Origin of the sequence: Brevibacillus sedimenti, assembly GCF_020923495.1 — a bacterium.
In the GTDB taxonomy this organism is placed as follows: domain Bacteria; phylum Bacillota; class Bacilli; order Brevibacillales; family Brevibacillaceae; genus Brevibacillus; species Brevibacillus aydinogluensis.
On record NZ_CP064048.1, the window covers coordinates 1,195,408 to 1,215,075 of the forward strand.

The window sequence follows — 19,668 nt, forward strand, 5'->3', positions numbered from 1 at the left end:
ACGTTTCAGCCGCACGCACAGAAACAGTACGTGATTTTGGTATACTAATACCATGTCAACACGGTAGGAAAGCGGGAGCAGCGACATGAAGATCAAAGAAGTCATCGTCGTGGAAGGGCGGGACGACACGGCCGCCATCAAGCGGGCCGTGCAGGCGGACACGATCGAGACGGGCGGGTCTGCCATCAACGCGAAAACGATCGAAAAGATTCGCCTGGCCCAGCAAAAACGCGGCGTTATTATTTTTACCGACCCCGATTATCAGGGGGAGAGAATCCGCAAGATCATCAGCCGGGCGGTGCCGGGCTGCAAGCACGCATTTATCACCCAGGAAGACGGGACGAAAAAAGGGGACATCGGCGTGGAAAACGCCTCTCCCGAAGTGATCGTTCGCGCGCTTTCCGAGGTGCGTACCGATATGGCGGATCAGGCTGGGGAGATCACGCCCGACGACATGATCGCCTACGGGTTGACCTCGGGTCCGGATTCCAAACAGCGGCGCATCAAACTGGGTGAACGGCTGGGCATCGGGTACGCCAATGCCAAACAGATGCTGCAACGCCTGAACGCCTTTCAAATCAGTCGGGCGGAGTTTCTCGCCGCGATGAAGGCCATTGACGAAGGAGGGGAGCAGCCATGACCCGAGCCGTCGGCAAAGATATCGCCACGCCAACGCGGACCAGGGAAATCCTGGAGAAGTACGGCTTTTCGTTCAAAAAAAGCCTGGGACAAAACTTTTTGATCGACACCAACATTCTGCACAACATCGTGGCAGCGGCCGAACTGGACAAGGGGAAGGGGGCATTGGAGATCGGCCCTGGCATCGGTGCGCTGACCGAACAGTTGGGCAGAGCGGCCGGCCGTGTCGTGGCGGTCGAAATCGACCAACGGCTGCTGCCCATCCTGGCGGAAACACTGGCTCCCTATGAAAACGTGGAAGTGGTGCACGGGGATGTGCTGGAGCTGGATCTGCGGGCGCTCCTGGCGGACAAGCTGGCCGGCTACGAACAGGTGAGCGTCGTGGCCAACCTGCCGTACTACGTGACGACGCCCATTCTGATGAAGCTGCTGGAGGAACGGCTGCCGCTGGAGCATATCGTGGTGATGATCCAGAAAGAGGTGGCGGATCGAATCGCAGCCAAGCCGGGTACAAAGGACTACGGTTCGCTCAGCGTCGCCGCACAGTTTTTCGCGGAGACGGAAGTGGCGATGGTGGTGCCGGCCAGCGTGTTCATTCCCCGGCCCAATGTGGACTCGGCTGTAATCAAGCTGACGATCCGCAAGCAGCCGCCTGTCGAGGTGGACGACGAAGCGCTGTTTTTCCGCGTGGTGCGGGCTTGTTTTGCGCAGCGGAGAAAGACACTGCTGAACAATCTGATGAACGGCTTGTTTGACAAAACGCAAAAAGAAGACGTGGTTGGACTGCTGGTTGAGCTGGGCATCGACCCCGGCCGCCGCGGTGAGACGCTGAGCATCGAGGAATTTGCCCGGCTCGCCAACGCCATTGGCCGCAGCAATCTTCTTACGCATCGACCATGAGGAACGCCCCTTGGATACAAGGGGCGTTTGGTATTTTTGGGACAGTCTCAACCATTTGGGAAAATGATAATCAGAGGACGAAAGCGGCTAGGAATTTTAGTAGCCGGACGTGGTTTTTTTGGACAAACCATGTGACAAAAATCTGCTGATTTCACGAAAAAAACACCGTTGACAAGAGTTGATGTTGGTTGCTATAATTTTTTATTTCTTTGACAAAATAAGCATAGGCTGTTATAATGGAATCAAGCGAGGTGGATGAGATAATGGCAAGAAACGCGTTACTTGACATTAAACGCAGTTTAGACGAGCACATTGGCGAACGCATCCTGCTGAAAGCCAATGGCGGTCGCCGCAAAACCGTCGAACGGACGGGCATCCTCGAAGAAACATACCCCTCTGTATTCGTAGTAAAGCTTGATGACGACCAATTGTTTGAGCGAGTTTCATACAGCTATGCTGACATCTTGACGGAGACAGTAGAATTGACAGTGTGCCGTGACAACGAGCACATTCGTATTACTTTTGTACAGCAGTAGGGCCCTGGCGGCTCTGCTGTTTTGTTTTTTTCTCCTGCTGTTCCCTGGCTTGGTACTCGATATTATATCCATTCGGCGCCATCGTTGTGTCGGCTGAATCGAGAGGATGGCCGGGGTTTTTTTGTCCGACCTCGCGCATACTAAGGCTGTCAACGAGAAAGGGAGGATGTTATGGGTCGCAGACGAGGCATCATGTCTGAAGCGTTCAAGATGGAGTTGGCCAAAGAGCTGGGGTTTTACGACACGGTAAAAACTGAAGGCTGGGGCGCCATCACCACGCGCGATGCCGGGAATCTGGTCAAACGCGCGATTCAGATTGCCGAGGAAGCGTTAGCCAAACAGAATGCCAAATAAACTCGTTGACAGGCCGGGGAAACCCGGCTTCTTCCTGCGTTTTTGGTTTCGCGGCAGTTGCTCCGCATTGCCTATTATGATAGAATATTCAGAAAAATACACACGCGTGTCACTAGGCGAACTAGGCATGAGCGAACGGAAGCGGCAAGGGGCGAGTCCCTCTGCTCTGGACGCTCATGCTTTTTTCAGGAGGTGAAAGCGGGCAGCAGACCGGGAACAGGCGAGGGTTACGCACCAAACAGATCGATCAGCGACAGGAGGAATGGGAAGTATGTGGAAAAGCAAGGGAATCGTACGGGGAACAGTGGCCGCTTTTGTCATCTCTACGGCGCTCTATACACCAGTTCCGGCCCAAACGGAGGCGGTATCTCCCGAGCCGCCGCCATCAGCGTCTGCGGAAGCGCCGGCGAGCGTCATCCAAAACGACGAGCCCACATCCGTCCGCATCAATCAGTTGGTCGACACGGCCATGTACTACTACTGGCACGGCGGCGACCTGCAGCAAGCGGAAAAGGAAATCTTCAAGGGCATCACCCTGAAAGGCAAATACGATGTGGTCGAACACGCCTTTCGGGAAGCGACGATCCTCGATCCGTACAATCTGGATCTGAAGTTTTCGCTGGCGTCGACGCAGGTCATCCAGAAAAAGCTGCCCGAAGCCCTGCAGACGTACCGGCAGATCCTGCGCCTGGACCCTGACAATTTCAACGCCACCCTGCTGTTCGCCGTCTACTCCAAGGCGAACGGAGACGAGCGGGCGTTTCAGGAGGCCGTGTCCAGGCTGCGGACGATCGATCCGCAAAGGACGGCCGCCTATCTGGAAAAGCTGCGGGCGACAGACGAGATCCTGGCCGGCAGGCTCAACACCGCGGTTCCGGCCGGGCTGCCGCAAACCCGGCACGCGATCGTGATCCTGGGCTACGCGCTGGCGGACGACGGTTCGATGCGCCAGCCGCTCGTGGACCGGCTGAAAACGGGCCTGGCGGTCGCCAGACAATACCCGCAGGCCAACATCATCGTTACCGGCGGAGTGCCAAAGCAGGGCGTCACCGAAGCGGACGCGATGAGCCGATGGCTGGTCTCCCAAGGGATTGACCAGGACCGCATCCTCCTGGAGAACAAGTCGACGGACACGGTGGAAAACGCCCTGTTTACGATGGCGATCCTGGAGCGGGAAGGGATCCGCGACGTCACGCTGGTGACTAGCGCGAGCCATATGAGACGGGCATTGACCGTCTTTCGCGAAGCCGGCGAATTGTACGCGAAGATGAACGGCAGCAGCGGGAGCGTCAGATTTAGCCATGTGGCCAGCCTGGATTACCCGACGATCGAGGAGGCGCAGCAGGTGACGAAAGACGAGCGACTGGTCACCTACCGTGACCTGTTGAGAGCTTCGGGCATCTGGGCGTATCCCGGAAAACAGCGATAGGCTTTTCTTCCGTCCAACTGGCACGGCAGAGAACCCCTGTGCTACAATAAGAGACTAGAAAATCTGAACGTAGGCAGAGGTGAACAACATGCGTATCTCGGTCAAAGCGCCCGCCAAAATCAACCTGACTCTCGACGTGCTGGCCAAACGGCCGGACGGTTATCACGAAGTGGAAATGGTGATGACCACAGTGGACTTGGCGGATCGCGTAGACCTGACCTTGCGCCAGGACGGCGCCATTACGCTGGACTGCTCTGCCAGTTTTGTACCGGACGACATACGCAACCACGCCTACAAGGCGGCGGTGCTGCTGCGTGAACGCTATCAGATACGTCAGGGCGTACATGTGCATATTGACAAACAGATTCCGGTAGCCGCCGGACTGGCCGGAGGAAGCAGTGACGCGGCAGCCGCCCTGCGCGGCCTAAACAAGCTTTGGAATCTCGGGCTGAGTCTGGACGAGCTGGCCGCCATCGGGGCGGAAATCGGGTCCGATGTGCCGTTTTGCGTCTACGGCGGCACGGCACTCGCCAGGGGGAGAGGCGAGCAGATCACCCATTTGCCGGCTCCCGCTCCTTGCTGGGTCATATTGGCGAAACCGCCGATCGGGGTCTCCACGGCTGACGTGTACGGCCGATTGCGCGTTCAGGAGATCGCCCGCCATCCTTCCACAGAGCAAATGATCAGGTCGATTCGCGAACAGGATTTTTCACTGATGTGCCGCTCCATGGGTAACGTGCTGGAAGAGGTGACGTTGGACATGCACCCGCAGGTCCGGCAGATCAAGGAGCTGATGGAACAGTCGGGAGCGGACGGGGTGCTGATGTCGGGGAGCGGACCGACCGTGTTCGCCCTCGTGCAAAAGGAAGCGAAGGTCCACCGTATCTACAACGCGCTGCGCGGATTTGTCAAAGACGTGTTCGTGGCCCGCATGCTGGGGATGCCTGATGGGGAAATGCTTGCATGATCCCGTATGGAAATGATAAATTAGCACCATAATATTCGGTTTTTTTGGAGGAAGAATCATGAAGAAAATGCGCAGAAGTGCGCGTCTGGTCGACATGACGCAGCACTTGCTCGCCCATCCCCACACGCTGATTCCACTCACCATGTTTGCCGAACAGTACGGAGCGGCAAAGTCGTCCATCAGCGAAGACTTGTCCATTATCAAGGAAGCGTTTGAGAGCCAGGGTGTGGGTGCGCTGCGAACGGTAGCGGGAGCGGCTGGCGGCGTGAAGTACATTCCTCAGATGAAGACGGAACAGGCCCTTCACTTCATGCGCGAACTGATCGGCCATTTGGAAAATCCCGACCGCCTGCTGCCGGGCGGCTACCTGTACATGTCTGACATCCTCGGCCATCCGGCCACCATGGCCCGGATCGGCAAGCTGTTTGCCACCGCCTTTGCCGAAAAGAACGTGGAAGTGGTCATGACGGTGGAAACCAAGGGGATTCCGCTCGCCTACGCAACGGCCGCCTATCTGAACGTGCCAGTTGTGATCGTTCGGCGCGACAACAAGGTGACGGAAGGATCCGTGGTCAGCATCAATTACGTGTCCGGCTCGAGCAAGCGCATTCAGACGATGTCGCTTGCCCGCCGCGCGCTGGCCGAACAGTCCCGTGTCCTGATCGTCGACGATTTCATGAAGGCCGGCGGCACGATTCGCGGCATGATCGATCTCCTGCAGGAGTTCCGCGCCACTGTGGTGGGCTGCGGCGTGTTGGTGGAGACGGCTGACGTCACGGATCGTCTCGTGGACGAGTACGTTTCGCTGGCCAAGCTGCGCGATGTGGATGTGAAGGGCAAGCAAATCGAGATCGAGCTGGGCAGTTATTTTCACAACAGAGAGGAGTAATGAACAGATGGCGATTTCATTTGTTTCGACGGACAAGGCGCCGGCGGCAATCGGTCCGTACAGCCAGGCGGTCAAGGCAGGCCCTTTTCTGTATGCATCCGGTCAAATCCCGCTGCGCCCGGACGGCACCCTGGTCGAAGGGGATATCGTGGACCAGGCGCACCAGGTGTTTGCCAACATCAAGGCGATCCTGGCCGAAGCCGGGCTGTCGCTCGCTGATGTGGTGAAAGCGACTGTGTTTATCAAGGACATGAACGATTTTGGCCGGCTGAACGACGTGTACGCCGAATACTTTGGCGATCACAAACCGGCCCGTTCTACGGTGGAAGTGGCTCGTCTGCCGCGCGACGTCAAGGTGGAAATCGAAGTCATTGCGTACGCAGGAGAATAATGGAGAATCGTGTAGAATAATCAAAAAGTCCGACACCAGGCCGTGTCGGACTTGTTTTTTGCGCATTTGTCCCGCAGGGGAGAGAAAAATTATCGTTTTTTTTTTCAAAAATTCGGTAACCCAGCAGGAATATTTACCCAGAGCGTGGAAATAATCCTAAACGCTTTGATAGATAAAGGGAGTGAACTTAATGGAAGTAACAGACGTAAGACTTCGCCGAGTGAATACGGATGGTAGAATGAAAGCCATTGCGTCCATTACGATTGACCATGAATTCGTGGTTCATGATATTCGTGTCATTGACGGGAACAATGGCATGTTTGTTGCGATGCCCAGCAAACGCACCCCGGATGGGGAGTTCCGCGACATCGCACATCCGATCTCCTCTGCCACGCGCGAAAAGATTCAGGCTGCTGTGCTGGCTGAATACGAGCGCGTCGGTCAGGAAGAAGAGAACACCATCGAAGCAGGCGCTTGATTCAAGTCCAGCAAAAAGCACCCGGTCTCGACGACTGGGTGCTTTGTTCTTGCCGAAGCAGCCGGACGAAAAGCCAGGCGAGGCTGTTCCACCGGTCCCGGTCCTGTTGCCGTTTTCGCCGCTAATAGCAGGCCTCCAGATCGGCTATGATTTTTTCCCTGTCCAATCCTTCGCCGATAAAGACGGCTACCATCTTCGGACCGAAGTTTTCGAACGGAAACAGGTGCACCTGGTTTTCGGTGTGCTGAAATGAAATCAGTTCCTCCCTTCCTTTAAACAGCACGTACCCTTTGGCGCGGTAGACGTTTTTCGGCAGATCCCAGAGAAAATCCTCAAACTTGTCTGCGTCTACCGGTCCAGTAAAATGGTAGGAAAAGGTTTCGATGCTGTTGTACAGCGACGGCTGACCGGCTGAGAAGCCGAGCGATCGTTTTACTTTATCCAGGGTGGACATTCGTCCTATGCTTTTTTGCACAGGAGTGCCGGCCTTGTCCCGGGCCTGTATGGCTGCACTGCGTTCGGCGGCGCGTTTGATGTTCAACAGTTCCCGCAGGTCCATGTCGCTCTGGATCGTCTGGTGGATCGGAGCGTGCGGATTCAGCTCCAGCAGCTTGGCCTTTACTTTTTCCAACACATCCGGGGTGACCAGATCGATTTTATTTAATAGAAGCAAATCGGCGTACTTCACCTGGTTGCGGATCGTCTTGACCAGCGTGCTGCTCGACTGAAAACGGGAGATAAGGCTGCGGAAGCGGGACGCGTCCACGACGCTGATGATTCCCTTGAGCTCCAATCTGTCGTAAAGCTCCGGATGTGTCAGTGCGTCCACCACATCGACCGGATCGGCCACGCCGGTGGTTTCGATCAGGATGTGGTCAGGCTCAAAGGAAGCGAGAATGTCCTTCAGACCTTCCGTCAGCTCCCCGCGAATGGAGCAGCAGATGCAGCCGTCCAGAAGCTTTTTTACCGGAAAGCCAAAACCCTGAATCTGCTCGCCGTCGATGTCTTCCTCGCCCATCTCATTCATCAGGACCACGACCCGACCATCCTGGCTTTGCAGATAGGCCAGCAGTTTTTGTAACAGCGTCGTCTTTCCGCTGCCCAGATACCCGGTCAACATGTATACGCCAGCGCTCAACGCCACCATCCCCCTTGCCTTGTCATGTAACGGTCAGAACACGGAGGGCGGAGTTGGGAAAAATGTCAAAAATGTTACATTTATATTTTCGCAAGAGACTGACAATTCCCTTGAAGACCCGCTCTCGGTTCACTTCCCATCATAATCCAGGTGGGAAACAGGCGTCAAACGACTAAAAATCGCCATGGGAAACCAGTGCCTACCGTCTTGAAATCACCATTTGATTAAGATATAGTCATTGTGGAACTTATACGTTGGAGGGTTGACATGTCTAAGATCCATGCCGTGGTACTGGCTGCCGGTCAGGGAACGCGGATGAAATCGAAGCTGTACAAAGTTCTTCACCCCGTCTGCGGCAAGCCCATGGTCCAGCATGTGGTGGACACGCTGGCTTCCATGCGGGTGGAGGATGTCATCGTCGTCGTAGGTCATGGTGCTGACGCTGTTCGTTCCAGATTGGGCGACCGCGTCATGTACGCTTTGCAGAAGGAACAGTTGGGTACGGCTCATGCCGTACAGCAGGCGGTACCGTTTTTGCAGGCGAAAGAAGGAACTACGTTTATTTTGTACGGAGATGTACCCCTCCTGTCCGAGGAGACGCTCACTGCCCTCTTGCGCTATCACGAAGAGCAGCAGGCAGCTGCAACTGTACTGACTGCTGTCGTCCCGGACCCGACCGGTTACGGACGCATCGTGCGCAGTGAAACAGGTGAGGTGCAGGCAATCGTCGAGCACAAGGACGCAACTCCAGAGGAACGGGCGATCAGAGAAATCAACACAGGCATATACTGTTTTGACAATCAAAAATTATTGAAAGCCTTGGCACAAGTGAAAAATGACAACGCTCAAGGTGAATACTATGTGACGGATTGTATCGGCATTCTGCGGGAAGCAGGAGAAAAGGTGGCCGCGTTTGAAGCGGTTGACCCGGATGAAACGATGGGCGTCAACGACCGCTCGCAGCTGGCCGAAGCCGAAGCATACATGCGCAAACGCATCGCCGTGCGCCATATGAAAAACGGCGTGACCATTGTCGACCCCGCATCCACGTACATCGAAGCGGACGTGGTGATCGGTGCGGATACGGTGATTCAGCCCGGAACGTATTTGCGCGCAGGGACAACCATCGGCGCCGATTGCGTGATTGGTCCGCAGGCGGATTTGAGCAATGTGCAGGTGGCAGACCGTGTCACCATCTCCTACTCCGTCATGGTCGACGCTCGTGTGGAAGCAGACTCCACGGTCGGACCGTTTGCTTATGTGCGGCCGGGAACGGAAATTGGCCCGAGTGTCAAAATCGGCGACTTTGTCGAACTGAAAAATGCGAAAATCGGCAAAGGCACCAAGGTACCGCACCTCAGCTACGTAGGCGACGCCGAGATTGGCGAGGGTGTCAACATCGGCTGCGGTACGATTACGGTCAACTATGACGGCGCCGTCAAACACAAAACAGTCGTAATGGACGGCTCTTTTATCGGCTGCAACACCAATCTCGTTGCGCCGGTTACTGTGGGACAACAAGCGTATGTAGCAGCGGGTTCCACCATTACACAGGACGTGCCGGACGAAGCGCTGGCCATTGCTCGAGAGCGTCAGATAAACAAGCCGGGTTATGCTAACAAACTGCCACGCAAAGGCAAGAAGGATTAACAACGGGGGGTTTTTTTAACTATCATGGCTAACTACCGCGATCCCAAACTGAAAGTCTTTACGTGCAACGCAAATCGCCAACTGGCAAAAGAGATTGCGGAGCACATCGGTGTACCGCTGGGCAATGCGGAAGCAGTCCGCTTCAGCGACGGCGAGTGTCAAATCAAATTGAACGAAAGCGTTCGCGGTTGTGACGTGTTTGTGATTCAGCCAACATGTGCTCCCGTTAACGAACACCTGATGGAACTGCTTGTGATGGTCGATGCGCTGAAACGCGCCTCTGCCAAGAGCATCAACGTCGTGATTCCGTATTACGGGTACGCCCGTCAGGACCGGAAAGCCCGCGCGCGCGATCCGATTACGGCCAAACTGGTCGCCAATCTGATCGAGACCGCAGGGGCGCACCGCGTCATCACGATGGACCTGCACGCGACGCAAATCCAGGGCTTTTTCGACATCCCGGTCGACCACCTGTTGGGCGTACCGATTCTGGGGAAATACTTTGCCGAAAAAGGCCTGCAGGACATCGTCGTCGTCTCGCCTGACCACGGTGGCGTAACCCGTGCCCGCAGGCTGGCGGAGCGCCTGGAAGCGCCGATTGCGATCATCGACAAGCGCCGTCCGGAGCCAAATGTTGCAGAAGTGATGAACATCGTCGGGAACATCGAGGGTAAGACAGCAATCATCATTGACGACATCATCGATACGGCTGGCACGATTACGCTGGCGGCCAACGCGCTGGTGGAAGCAGGTGCGCGTGACGTGTACGCGTGCTGCACGCATCCGGTGCTGTCCGGCCCGGCCATCCAGCGAATCAACGATTCCAAGATTAGCGAATTGGTAGTGACCAACACCATCCCGTTGAGCCAGGATCGGATGATCGACAAGATCAAGGTGCTGTCTGTGGCACCGATTATCGGGGAAGCGATCATCCGCGTTCACGAAGAGCTGTCTGTCAGCAAGCTGTTTGATTAGTACAACCCGGTCAGACGATTGAAATACGCCTCCGCTGGACAAGCTAGGGAGAAGGAAGAATCTGCTAGCTGTCCAGAGGAGGTTTTTTTGTGGAAACGATCAAGGCGATCATCCGCCGCAAGGGAGAACAGCCGACGAACAACGAACTGCGACGCCAGGGCTGGGTCCCGGCTGTCGTCTACGGAAGCGACGTCCAGAATCTGGCGATCCAGGTGAATGGACGGGAACTGGATCAGGCCCTGCGCCATCAGTCCACCAACAAGCCATTCAAGCTGGTGGTCAACGGCAACGAACACCCCGTGATGGTCTACGAACTGCAGCGTCATCCCGTGAAGGGCAACATTCTTCACGCTGACTTCAAAAAAATCAATATGAATGAAAAAGTGCACACCAGCGTCCCGGTGCTGCTGGAGGGTGACCCGGAACTGGGGGTGGCCACCTTGGTCCGCCACAGCGTGGAAATCTCCTGCCTGCCCGGCAGCATTCCCGAAGCGTTTACCGTCAATGTCGACGGCCTCAACATCGGGGACGTGGTGCTGGCCAAAGATCTGGAGATTCCGCCCGACGTCGATCTCGGGATTGACGAGATGGAAGTGGTTGTAAGCATCCTGCCGGTGAAGGCCAAGTCGGACGAAGCAGTGGAGGCGGAACAGTCGGCCGAGGCTGTGGCCGAAGAGGCCGGATCGCCGCCAGAGAAAGCCAAAACCACATAGAGTGGCTCCTGCCCCGGATGTTTGGGGCTCAGCGTGTAGACAAAGTCCGCGGCGCAGGGGAGATCGGGCCCGCTCGCTTGGCCCATCCCTCCATGCGATGCACATTGTCTTCCGCTTCGGTTGATGAATGGGCAGGCCTTTCGGCCTGGAAATCATTTTTTGTGGACGCTAACTCAATGAACCGTTTGTCTTCAGTCTGTGCCCCGGATGTTCGGGGCTTTTTTATGTAGGTGTCACCGCCTTGGCGGAGCTTGGTTTTCTATGTACAATGAGGGGAGGTTAGGAGGGAACAACCGTGAAAGTGATCATTGGGCTGGGCAACCCCGGCAAAAAATATGAAGATACAAGACATAATGCAGGGTTTATGGCCATAGATAAAATTAGCGATAAGTGGAACATTCCCGTACAACAGCACAAGTTTCGCGCCATTGTTGGCGAGGGCCGGATCGAAGGGGAAAAGGTGCTGCTGGTCAAACCGCAGACTTACATGAATCTGTCCGGGGAGTCCGTTATCGAGGTGCTGTCGTTTTACAAGCTGACGCCGGATAATATTGTGGTAATTTACGACGATTTGGATCTGCCTTGCGGCCAGCTTCGCCTGCGGTTAAAGGGCAGCGCTGGCGGACACAACGGCATCAAATCGCTGATCCAGCACATGGGTACCCAGGAGTTCAAGCGAATCAAGGTGGGCATCGGTCGCCCCGAACCGGGAAGGAGTGTAAGCGATTACGTTTTGCAGACTTTTTCTGCCGCCGAGCGCCCGGTGATCAACGCTGCCGTGGAGCAGGCAGCTGAGGCTGCCGCGATGTGGACGAGAGAACCGTTTGAGCTCGTGATGAACCGCTACAACAGTCGGAAGTAACACGGTTAAGCGTCTGAACGTCAAAAAACCGCTCACGCCATGCGGCTTGATCAAGTATGTTTTTCCACCCCCTCGACCATACTAAGCGGTAGATTCGCCTGGGGGTGTATTGCGAGTGAGCATTCGCTATGTCTGCCGCTGCTGCGGCATCAGGATTGCGGAATTTGACGATGCGCGTGTGACGGAAGCACAGTTGGGGTTGGATTCCTTGACCCCGGAAGAACGTGCTCTTATAATAACCAAAGAACCTGAGGGAGACACGGTTGTCAGCATCACGTGCGCCTACTGTCGTGAGGCGCTGGATCTGCATCCGGAGCTTTCCCTGATCGGTAATCCGCTCCAATAACACTCCTACAGCTGCATCCTCTTATAAATAATATATGGAGGAAGCGAAATGCTTTCGGTGTAAGGCTTGCAAGGACAAGGCCTTGGCTTCTTGAGCTAAGGCTTCTTTTCGCATGACAGAAAATCCAGAGAGGGGACTAATGAATGCAAGTCATCATTAACCCGATAAAACGGGACGCCAACATCGGGACAATTGTCGCCGGCCTGGAAAAGGGGCTGCACGAACAGCTCGTCTCCGGTCTGGCCGGTTCCGCCCGGCAAGCGCTGATGGTGGCGCTCAAACAGATGGCGGGCCGTCCGATGTGCGTCATCACCCATAACATGTTTCAAGCGCAAAAAGTGTACGAGGATCTGATCGAACTCCTCCCCGCCGACGAGGTGCTGCTCTTTCCCGGAAACGAATTGATAGGCTCCGAACTGGCGATCGCCAGTCCCGAGATGCTGGCGCAGCGCGTACACGTGTTCAACCGTTTAGCCCGAGGCTTTACGGGTATTTTGGTTGCGCCGTTCGCCGGCGTACGCCGTCTGGTCGTGCCGCCTCACATCTGGCGGGACGCGCAGATCGAACTGCGGGTCGGCGAAGAACTGGACATTGACGCGTTTTTGCTCCGCTGTGTGGAGTTGGGGTACGAGCGCGTCGACATGGTGGAGCGAAAAGGTGAATTCAGCGTGCGCGGCGGGATCATTGACCTGTACCCGATCGACTCGGAATGGCCGGTGCGGATCGAGCTGTTTGATGTGGAAATCGACTCGATCCGCACATTTGACATGGGAACGCAGCGCTCGCTTACGTCCGTCCAGTCGTTTACAATCGGGCCGGCCAAGGAGGTCTTTGCCACGACCGCACTCTTGCAGGAGGCAGCTGTCCGGCTGGAGCAAAAGCTGGGCGAAACCGTATCCAAACTGAAGGACGGGGCGGCTAAAGAAAAAGTGGTGCAAAAAATCGGCGCCGACGTGGAACGGATGATGCAGGGACAGCGGTTTTCCCATCTCTATTCCTACATCTCGGTCCTCTACCCGACGAACGATACGCTGCTTTCCTATATGCCGGCTGACACGGTGCTGATCGTGGACGAACCGTCCCGCGTGCTGGATACGGCGGCGCAGCTTCAAAAAGAGGAGGCGGAGTGGCTGACCGGCCGGATCGCCGAAGGGGAGTACATGGCCAATTTGAGCTTGTCCCGCTCCTACGAGGAGACCGTGGGCGCGAAAAAGCGGCAGATCGTCTACCTGTCTTTGTTTTTGCGCCAATCGCCCAAAACGCAGCCGCAAAACATCGTCAATCTCACCTGCAGGACGATGCAAAACTTCCACGGCCAGATGAACGTGCTGAAGACGGAGCTGGCCCGTTGGAAAAAATCCCAGGACCAGATCGTTTTCGTTGCCGCCGATCTGGAGCGGGCCAAGCGTCTGGAACGGGTGCTGCATGACTACGAGATGGAAGCCGACCTGCTGACCGAGTCGGTGGAATCGGTTCCACCCGGTCGTCCGACCATTATTATCGGCAACCTACAAACCGGGTTTGAACTGCCGTTGAACAAGCTCGTCGTCATCACCGAGGGGGAAGTCTTTACCCCCAAACAGCGCAAGGCGCGCAAAGTCCAACAGACGATGACCAACACCGAGCGGATCAAAAACTACCTGGAGCTAAAACCGGGCGACTACGTCGTGCACGTCAACCACGGGATCGGCAAATACCTGGGGATCGAAACCAAAGAAATTCTCGGAATTCATAAAGATTACTTGCATATTCAGTACGCCGGCGGAGACAGCCTGTTTGTGCCGATCGACCAGATTGACCACGTGCAGAAATACGTGGGCAGCGAAGAGTCGGAGCCGAAAATCTACAGCCTCGGGGGCAGCGAGTGGAAGCGCGTCAAGAACAAGGTGAAGTCCTCCGTCAAAGACATTGCGGAAGACCTGATCAAGCTCTACGCGGCCCGGGAAGCGGCTGTGGGCCACGCCTTCTCGCCTGATACGGCGGAACAGCGGGAGTTTGAGGCGATGTTTCCCTACCAGGAGACGCCCGACCAGCTCCGGGCGATCGCTGAAGTCAAGCAGGACATGGAAAAGCGTCGACCGATGGACCGTCTCGTCTGCGGCGACGTGGGCTACGGCAAGACAGAGGTGGCCATCCGGGCGGCCTTCAAGGCGGTCATGGACGGCAAGCAGGTGGCCGTGCTTGTGCCCACCACCATTTTGGCGCAGCAGCATTACGAGACCTTCCGCGAGCGTTTTGCCGACTACCCGATCCGTGTCGAAGTGCTCAGCCGGTTCCGCTCGCGCAAAGAGCAGAACGCCGCGTTGAAAGGGCTGAAGGAAGGCACGGTGGACGTCGTCATCGGGACGCACCGACTGCTGTCCAAAGACGTCCAGTTTCGCGACCTGGGACTATTGATCGTCGATGAAGAACAGCGTTTTGGTGTCACCCACAAGGAAAAACTGAAACAGATGAAGACCAACGTGGATGTGCTGACCCTGACCGCGACGCCGATTCCACGGACACTGCACATGTCGATGATCGGCGTGCGCGACCTGTCCGTAATCGAGACGCCGCCGGAAAACCGCTTCCCGGTGCAAACCTATGTCATGGAGTACGGCCCGGCGCTGGTGCGGGAGGCGATCGAACGGGAACTGGCCCGTGGTGGTCAGGTCTTTTTCCTCTACAACCAGGTGCAGGGGATCGAGCAGATGGCGGAGCAAATCGCTGCGCTCGTGCCGGACGCCCGCGTCGCCGTGGCGCACGGCCAGATGAACGAGAGCGAGCTGGAAGGCATCATCCTGGACTTTTTGGAAGGCAATTACGATGTGCTGGTCAGCACGACGATCATTGAAACGGGCGTGGACATCCCCAACGTGAACACGCTGATCATCTACAATGCGGACAAAATGGGCTTGTCCCAACTGTACCAGCTCCGTGGACGGGTTGGCCGGTCCAACCGGATTGCCTATGCCTACTTTACCTACCAGCGGGACAAAGTGCTGACCGAAGTGGCGGAGAAGCGGCTGCAGGCGATCAAGGAGTTTACCGAGCTCGGCTCTGGCTTTAAGATCGCGATGCGCGACCTCTCCATCCGCGGCGCCGGGAATCTGCTGGGCGCCGAGCAGCATGGATTCATCAACTCGGTCGGGTTTGACCTGTACAGCCAGATGCTGAAAGAGGCGATTGACGAGCTGAAAGGGGAAGTGAAGCAGGAGAGCGTCTCCCCGGTGGAGATCAACCTGCAGCTGGACGCCTACATCCCGTCGCTCTACATCACCGACAGCCGGCAGAAAATCGAGATGTACAAAAAATTTGTGGCCGTCTCCTCCCTGGAGGACGTGGACGACCTGGCCGAGGAACTGCTGGACCGCTTCGGCCCCGTGCCGAAACCGGTGGAGAACCTGCTCACGATCTCACGCCTGCGGGTGTACGCGCTCAAGCACCACATCACCGAGATCAGCCAGAAAAATCCGGACGAGATCAAACTGTATCTGCATCCCAGCCAGAACAACAACATCGACGGCGGCGCGTTGTTCGCACTGGCCAGCAATTGGAACAGGCGATTGGGGCTCTCGGGTGGACAACAGATCGTCATTACTGTTAAAGTAAAAGGGTTACGGGAAGATGAAGGCGTGCAGCTTGTCGAAAAGCTGCTGCGTCAATTTCACTTGGTGCGCAAGGACACCAGTACGGAAAGCACCGTCTCCTGAGGGAGAACGGGCTTTTCGGGAAGGGAGAGCCATTCCATGAAACGATCTGTAGCCATTTTGTCTTCCGCCGTCCTGGTCGTGGCACTGCTGACCGGATGCGGAGGAGACAACAACACAGATGCTTCCAACCAGACCAACCAGAACCAAGCAGCAGGTGACCAGGCAAACGATCCGCTGGCGCAGTTTCCCAAGCTGAACCTGCCGTTCAAAGTGGATCAAAATGCCGCTGTCGTCGAGTACCAGGGAGGCACGCTCAGCGGGAAGGAATTTGAGACGTTCCTGCGAGTGATTAACTTCCTCAATCCGATGCAGGGGCAAATGATCGAAGTGGCGGATCAGGAGATGTTAAAAACGTTCGCCCGTGAATTCACGGCGACGAAAATCCTGGCCGCCAAAGCCGACGCTGCGATCGAGAAAGAGTCCAGGGAGACGGCTGAGAAGAGCTTCGACAAGATCAAAGAGCAGTATCTCAGCCTCCTGGGCAACGACAATGCCAAGTTTGACAAGCTGATGGAGAATCAGGGCGTCACCAAGAATCTCGTGATCGATCAGATGACGCTCATCAACAACTCGATCAACGTGCTGAAAAAGAACATTGATGACGCGGCGTTGAAAAAGATGTACGACGGCATGAGCAAGGAATCGCTGACCGTCGCCTCTGTCCGCCACATCCTGATCTCCACCGAAAATCGGAAACCGGAAGAAGCGCTCAAACTGGCCAACGATCTGGCGGCCCGCCTGAAAAAAGGGGAGGATTTCGCCAAACTGGCCAAAGAGCACAGCGACGACCCGGGCAGCAAGGACACGGGCGGTCTGTACGAAGACGCCGACGTGAGCCAATGGGTGCCGGAGTTCAAGGACGCGGCCCTGAAACTGCCAATCGGGCAAATCAGTGATCCGGTAAAAACTGATTACGGCTACCATGTAATGAAGGTGGAAAGCCGGAAACAAAAGAGCTTTGACGAGATGAAGGAACAGCTTCGCGCGCAGGCGTTGGAGCAGGAGTACGACAAATTCGGCAATACCGAGCTGGACAAGCTGATTACCAAGTACAACCTTCCGGAAGTGAAACAGCCTGCGGAACAGGCCAAATAGGACGGGTCTTTTGAGTGCAGGCCTTTTGGCCTGGAAATGCAACGTCTTCAGTCTGACAGGGAACTCAGGTTCCCTGTTTTTTCGTTTTCTCGCATATTCTTGAAGCTCCGGCGAATACTATAGTCACTCGCTACCGCCCGGGGGAGAGTAACAAAATCAAACTGGAAAATGTTGCAGTCGTCACTCGTCGTTAAAATGAGAATCTGAGGAAAAAATACAGGTAACCACCAACTCTTTCACAACCCACTTCTCACGAAAGCGAGGCAACATGACATGAAAGCAACTGGTATTGTTCGTCGCATCGACGACCTCGGCCGGGTCGTGATACCAAAGGAGATTCGTCGCACCCTGCGCATTCGCGAAGGCGATCCGCTGGAGATCTTCGTGGACCGCGACGGGGAGGTTATCCTGAAGAAGTATTCGCCCATCGGAGAACTGGGTGATTTCGCCAAGGAATACGCTGACTCGCTGTACGAAAGCCTGAACCATATCATCCTGATTTCCGACCGCGACAGCGTCATCGCCGTGTCCGGCGCATCCAAGAAGGAGTACCTGGAGAAGCCGATCGGCAGCATCGTGGAAAAATGCCTGGAAGAGCGGAAGACGCGCGTCGAAAAGAATTCGGGCACGTATGAAATTTGCCGCGACCTGCAAGAAACGTACGGGTCCTTTGTGATCGCGCCGATCGTGGCCGGCGGCGACCCGATTGGTGCGGTGATTCTCCTCACGAAAAACGAGGGGACCAAGATGGGCGATCTGGAAATGAAAATGGCAGAGACAGCGGCCGGTTTCCTGGCCAAGCAGATGGAGCAGTAACACGTCAAACAGCCTCGTGCGGCGGGGCTGTTTTTTTTTTTACGTCCGGAGGTGGAGGACGCGTCAATCCCCCGCTTTTCTTCCCGTTGATCGGTTGTGATATAATGGACGCAGTTTGTGTTTTGAGAGGAGAACATCACGCGCATGGCTCAGGAAAAGGCATCCGTCCAATTTGTAAAAGGAGCGGCCATATTGGGGGCAGCCGGGCTGGTCTCCAAACTGCTGGGTGCAGTGTACCGCATCCCGTACCAAAATATTGCCGGCGACATCGGCTTGTACGTCTACATGCAGGTGTATCCGCTGTATACCACGCTGTTGATCCTGGCGACGGCCGGGTTTCCCATCGCCATCTCCAAGATTGTCTCCGAACGCATCGCGGTCGGGGATGTGCTTGGCGCGCGCAAGGCGTTTCGCGTTGCCAGCGTCACACTTGTGGTGCTGGGGTTCTTTTTCTTTGCGCTGCTGTACGGCGGAGCACCGCTGATCGCCAGCTTCATGGGGGATGAACACCTGGTCACCCCACTACGGGCGGTCGCCTGGTCGCTGCCGATCGTGCCGATGGCAGCCATTTTGCGAGGGTACTTTCAAGGACATCAAAACATGATGCCGACCGGGGTATCGCAGGTGATTGAACAGCTGATCCGGGTTGTTTTCATTCTGTTGGCCGCTTTCTGGGCCATGAGCGTCTACCAGGACGCCTATTTGGCAGGAACGGGCGCAGTTTTCGCCGCATTTCCCGGGGCGGTGGCGGCGGTGCTTGTCCTGTTGTGGTACTGGAAAAGGGACAAGCAGTCCGGACCGATCGGGGAGGGCGTGACCCAATCGGCCGACGTGGCTGTCTGGGGCAACCGGCAGGTGCTGAAAAGCCTGTTGTTTTACGCCCTGCCAATCTGCATGGGGGCGCTGGTGCTGCCCCTGATCCCGCTGGTGGACTCGCTGACCGTCGTCAACATGCTGCAGTGGAGCGGCATGGAGGAAGAATTGGCGAAAGTGGCAAAGGGCGCCTATGACCGGGGGCAGCCGTTGATTCAGTTTGGCACGTTTTTCGCCACTTCCCTCTCGCTGGCGCTGGTTCCGGCGATCAGCGAGGCGGCGGCACAGCGGCAGTACCGGCTGATTGCCGGCCGTTCGGAAGTGGCGATCCGGCTCACCTTTTTGCTGGGACTGCCGGCTTCGGTCGGACTGGCGCTGCTGGCAGAGCCGGTCAACATCATGCTCTACGGCGACGACAAAGGGACGGAAGCGCTGGCCATCCAGGCCTTTACCATCCTGTTTGCCACGCTGAGCATCGCCAGTGCCGGCATCCTGCAGGGAATGGGACGGGTGATGCGCCCGGCCCGCAACCTGCTGATCGGAGTCGTCTTCAAACTGGTGCTGAACCTGGCGCTGGTGCCGTTCTGGGGCATTGCCGGGGCGGCGTTTGCCACTGTGATGGCGTATCTGGTCGCCATGGGGCTCAACGTGTTGGGAGTCGTCAAGTACACCAAGGCGCGCATCGGTTTGCGGCAGATTGCCAAGAAGCCGTTTTTGTCGGTGCTGATCATGTCCGTCGTCGTGCTTGTGGTGGAATGGGGATGCATGATGCTGGCGCCCGGCGCGCTTTCGTCCAGCCGGCTTGCCTACACGCTTACGGCCCTGTTAGCGGTCGGGTGTGGCGCAGTGGTCTATTTGCTGGCGCTGTTGAAAACGGGCGGATTGACGCGGGACGATCTCCGCTTCCTGCCGAAGGGGGCACGGATCGTTGCGCTGCTGGAACGGATTGGTCTGCTGCGCGGACAATGAGTTGAGAAGGAAAACA

19 protein-coding genes are annotated in these 19,668 nt (G+C 56.4%); 18 read left to right on the forward strand and 1 reads right to left on the reverse strand.

Features of this window, described 5'->3' with window-relative positions; translation table 11 throughout:
• Positions 1–85: 85 nt before the first annotated feature.
• The 9 genes from rnmV (at position 86) to spoVG (ending at position 6,583) form a co-directional block, all read left to right on the forward strand.
• Positions 86–640: a ribonuclease M5 gene (gene rnmV / locus IRT44_RS05675; protein ID WP_171567358.1), complete on the forward strand. Its 555-nt coding sequence runs from the start codon at positions 86–88 to the stop codon at positions 638–640.
• Complete coding sequence (gene rsmA, locus IRT44_RS05680) at positions 637–1,539, forward strand: 16S rRNA (adenine(1518)-N(6)/adenine(1519)-N(6))-dimethyltransferase RsmA (RefSeq protein ID WP_230077605.1); 903 nt, start codon at positions 637–639, stop codon at positions 1,537–1,539. Before rnmV ends, rsmA begins: the two co-directional genes overlap by 4 nt.
• A 263-nt stretch (positions 1,540–1,802) precedes the next feature.
• Positions 1,803–2,075 carry a biofilm formation stimulator Veg gene (gene veg, locus IRT44_RS05685; protein WP_029098036.1) on the forward strand — a complete coding sequence of 91 codons (273 nt, stop codon included), beginning with the start codon at positions 1,803–1,805 and terminating at the stop codon, positions 2,073–2,075.
• Positions 2,076–2,246: 171 nt separating this feature from the next.
• Complete coding sequence (locus tag IRT44_RS05690; RefSeq protein ID WP_029098035.1) at positions 2,247–2,429, forward strand: small, acid-soluble spore protein, alpha/beta type; 183 nt, start codon at positions 2,247–2,249, stop codon at positions 2,427–2,429.
• A 271-nt stretch (positions 2,430–2,700) separates the two neighbouring features.
• Positions 2,701–3,858 (forward strand): YdcF family protein, encoded by a 1,158-nt coding sequence (locus tag IRT44_RS05695; protein ID WP_171567195.1) that lies wholly within the window; start codon positions 2,701–2,703, stop codon positions 3,856–3,858.
• 88 nt (positions 3,859–3,946) lie between these two features.
• Complete coding sequence (gene ispE, locus IRT44_RS05700; RefSeq protein ID WP_171567196.1) at positions 3,947–4,825, forward strand: 4-(cytidine 5'-diphospho)-2-C-methyl-D-erythritol kinase; 879 nt, start codon at positions 3,947–3,949, stop codon at positions 4,823–4,825.
• A 58-nt stretch (positions 4,826–4,883) separates the two neighbouring features.
• A complete protein-coding gene (purR, locus tag IRT44_RS05705; RefSeq protein WP_171567197.1) occupies positions 4,884–5,714 on the forward strand; it encodes a pur operon repressor in 831 nt (276 codons plus the stop codon).
• 7 nt (positions 5,715–5,721) lie between these two features.
• Positions 5,722–6,105 carry a RidA family protein gene (locus IRT44_RS05710; RefSeq protein ID WP_171567198.1) on the forward strand — a complete coding sequence of 128 codons (384 nt, stop codon included), beginning with the start codon at positions 5,722–5,724 and terminating at the stop codon, positions 6,103–6,105.
• A gap of 190 nt (positions 6,106–6,295) precedes the next feature.
• Positions 6,296–6,583, forward strand: coding sequence for a septation regulator SpoVG (spoVG, locus tag IRT44_RS05715; RefSeq protein ID WP_029098031.1), 288 nt, complete (start codon positions 6,296–6,298; stop codon positions 6,581–6,583).
• A gap of 121 nt (positions 6,584–6,704) precedes the next feature.
• Here the strand turns inward: spoVG and IRT44_RS05720 are convergent, their stop codons facing one another.
• The gene (locus IRT44_RS05720; RefSeq protein ID WP_230077606.1) at positions 6,705–7,721 is read right to left on the reverse strand and encodes a CobW family GTP-binding protein; all 1,017 of its coding nucleotides are present in this window, start codon (positions 7,719–7,721) and stop codon (positions 6,705–6,707) included.
• 267 nt (positions 7,722–7,988) lie between these two features.
• On the opposite strand from IRT44_RS05720, the gene glmU reads away from it, so the two are divergent.
• The 9 genes from glmU (at position 7,989) to IRT44_RS05765 (ending at position 19,652) form a co-directional block, all read left to right on the forward strand.
• Positions 7,989–9,371 (forward strand): bifunctional UDP-N-acetylglucosamine diphosphorylase/glucosamine-1-phosphate N-acetyltransferase GlmU, encoded by a 1,383-nt coding sequence (glmU, locus tag IRT44_RS05725; RefSeq protein WP_230077607.1) that lies wholly within the window; start codon positions 7,989–7,991, stop codon positions 9,369–9,371.
• A gap of 24 nt (positions 9,372–9,395) precedes the next feature.
• Positions 9,396–10,346, forward strand: a complete 951-nt coding sequence (locus tag IRT44_RS05730; protein ID WP_171567201.1) for a ribose-phosphate diphosphokinase — start codon at positions 9,396–9,398, stop codon at positions 10,344–10,346.
• 89 nt (positions 10,347–10,435) lie between these two features.
• A complete protein-coding gene (locus tag IRT44_RS05735; protein ID WP_230077608.1) occupies positions 10,436–11,059 on the forward strand; it encodes a 50S ribosomal protein L25 in 624 nt (207 codons plus the stop codon).
• A 295-nt stretch (positions 11,060–11,354) separates the two neighbouring features.
• Positions 11,355–11,921, forward strand: coding sequence for an aminoacyl-tRNA hydrolase (gene pth, locus IRT44_RS05740; protein WP_230077609.1), 567 nt, complete (start codon positions 11,355–11,357; stop codon positions 11,919–11,921).
• 115 nt (positions 11,922–12,036) lie between these two features.
• Positions 12,037–12,267 (forward strand): anti-sigma-F factor Fin, encoded by a 231-nt coding sequence (locus IRT44_RS05745; protein ID WP_171567204.1) that lies wholly within the window; start codon positions 12,037–12,039, stop codon positions 12,265–12,267.
• A gap of 143 nt (positions 12,268–12,410) precedes the next feature.
• Complete coding sequence (gene mfd, locus IRT44_RS05750; protein ID WP_230077610.1) at positions 12,411–15,959, forward strand: transcription-repair coupling factor; 3,549 nt, start codon at positions 12,411–12,413, stop codon at positions 15,957–15,959.
• A 36-nt stretch (positions 15,960–15,995) separates the two neighbouring features.
• Positions 15,996–17,054: a peptidylprolyl isomerase gene (locus tag IRT44_RS05755; RefSeq protein ID WP_171567206.1), complete on the forward strand. Its 1,059-nt coding sequence runs from the start codon at positions 15,996–15,998 to the stop codon at positions 17,052–17,054.
• Between the two features lie 273 nt (positions 17,055–17,327).
• On the forward strand, positions 17,328–17,870 hold the full coding sequence (spoVT, locus tag IRT44_RS05760; RefSeq protein ID WP_171567207.1) for a stage V sporulation protein T: 543 nt from the start codon (positions 17,328–17,330) through the stop codon (positions 17,868–17,870).
• A gap of 144 nt (positions 17,871–18,014) precedes the next feature.
• Entirely contained in the window at positions 18,015–19,652 is a 1,638-nt protein-coding gene (locus tag IRT44_RS05765) for a putative polysaccharide biosynthesis protein (protein ID WP_171567208.1), read from the forward strand.
• Positions 19,653–19,668: the final 16 nt, after the last annotated feature.

What these genes read in the sequence shown, in the direction of transcription:
- rnmV (WP_171567358.1), top strand. Translation starts at nt 86, where the DNA reads ATGAAGATCAAAGAAGTCATCGTCGTGGAAGGGCGGGACGACACGGCC.
- rsmA (WP_230077605.1), top strand. Translation starts at nt 637, where the DNA reads ATGACCCGAGCCGTCGGCAAAGATATCGCCACGCCAACGCGGACCAGG.
- veg (WP_029098036.1), top strand. Translation starts at nt 1,803, where the DNA reads ATGGCAAGAAACGCGTTACTTGACATTAAACGCAGTTTAGACGAGCAC.
- IRT44_RS05690 (WP_029098035.1), top strand. Translation starts at nt 2,247, where the DNA reads ATGGGTCGCAGACGAGGCATCATGTCTGAAGCGTTCAAGATGGAGTTG.
- IRT44_RS05695 (WP_171567195.1), top strand. Translation starts at nt 2,701, where the DNA reads ATGTGGAAAAGCAAGGGAATCGTACGGGGAACAGTGGCCGCTTTTGTC.
- ispE (WP_171567196.1), top strand. Translation starts at nt 3,947, where the DNA reads ATGCGTATCTCGGTCAAAGCGCCCGCCAAAATCAACCTGACTCTCGAC.
- purR (WP_171567197.1), top strand. Translation starts at nt 4,884, where the DNA reads ATGAAGAAAATGCGCAGAAGTGCGCGTCTGGTCGACATGACGCAGCAC.
- IRT44_RS05710 (WP_171567198.1), top strand. Translation starts at nt 5,722, where the DNA reads ATGGCGATTTCATTTGTTTCGACGGACAAGGCGCCGGCGGCAATCGGT.
- spoVG (WP_029098031.1), top strand. Translation starts at nt 6,296, where the DNA reads ATGGAAGTAACAGACGTAAGACTTCGCCGAGTGAATACGGATGGTAGA.
- glmU (WP_230077607.1), top strand. Translation starts at nt 7,989, where the DNA reads ATGTCTAAGATCCATGCCGTGGTACTGGCTGCCGGTCAGGGAACGCGG.
- IRT44_RS05730 (WP_171567201.1), top strand. Translation starts at nt 9,396, where the DNA reads ATGGCTAACTACCGCGATCCCAAACTGAAAGTCTTTACGTGCAACGCA.
- mfd (WP_230077610.1), top strand. Translation starts at nt 12,411, where the DNA reads ATGCAAGTCATCATTAACCCGATAAAACGGGACGCCAACATCGGGACA.
- IRT44_RS05755 (WP_171567206.1), top strand. Translation starts at nt 15,996, where the DNA reads ATGAAACGATCTGTAGCCATTTTGTCTTCCGCCGTCCTGGTCGTGGCA.
- spoVT (WP_171567207.1), top strand. Translation starts at nt 17,328, where the DNA reads ATGAAAGCAACTGGTATTGTTCGTCGCATCGACGACCTCGGCCGGGTC.
- IRT44_RS05765 (WP_171567208.1), top strand. Translation starts at nt 18,015, where the DNA reads ATGGCTCAGGAAAAGGCATCCGTCCAATTTGTAAAAGGAGCGGCCATA.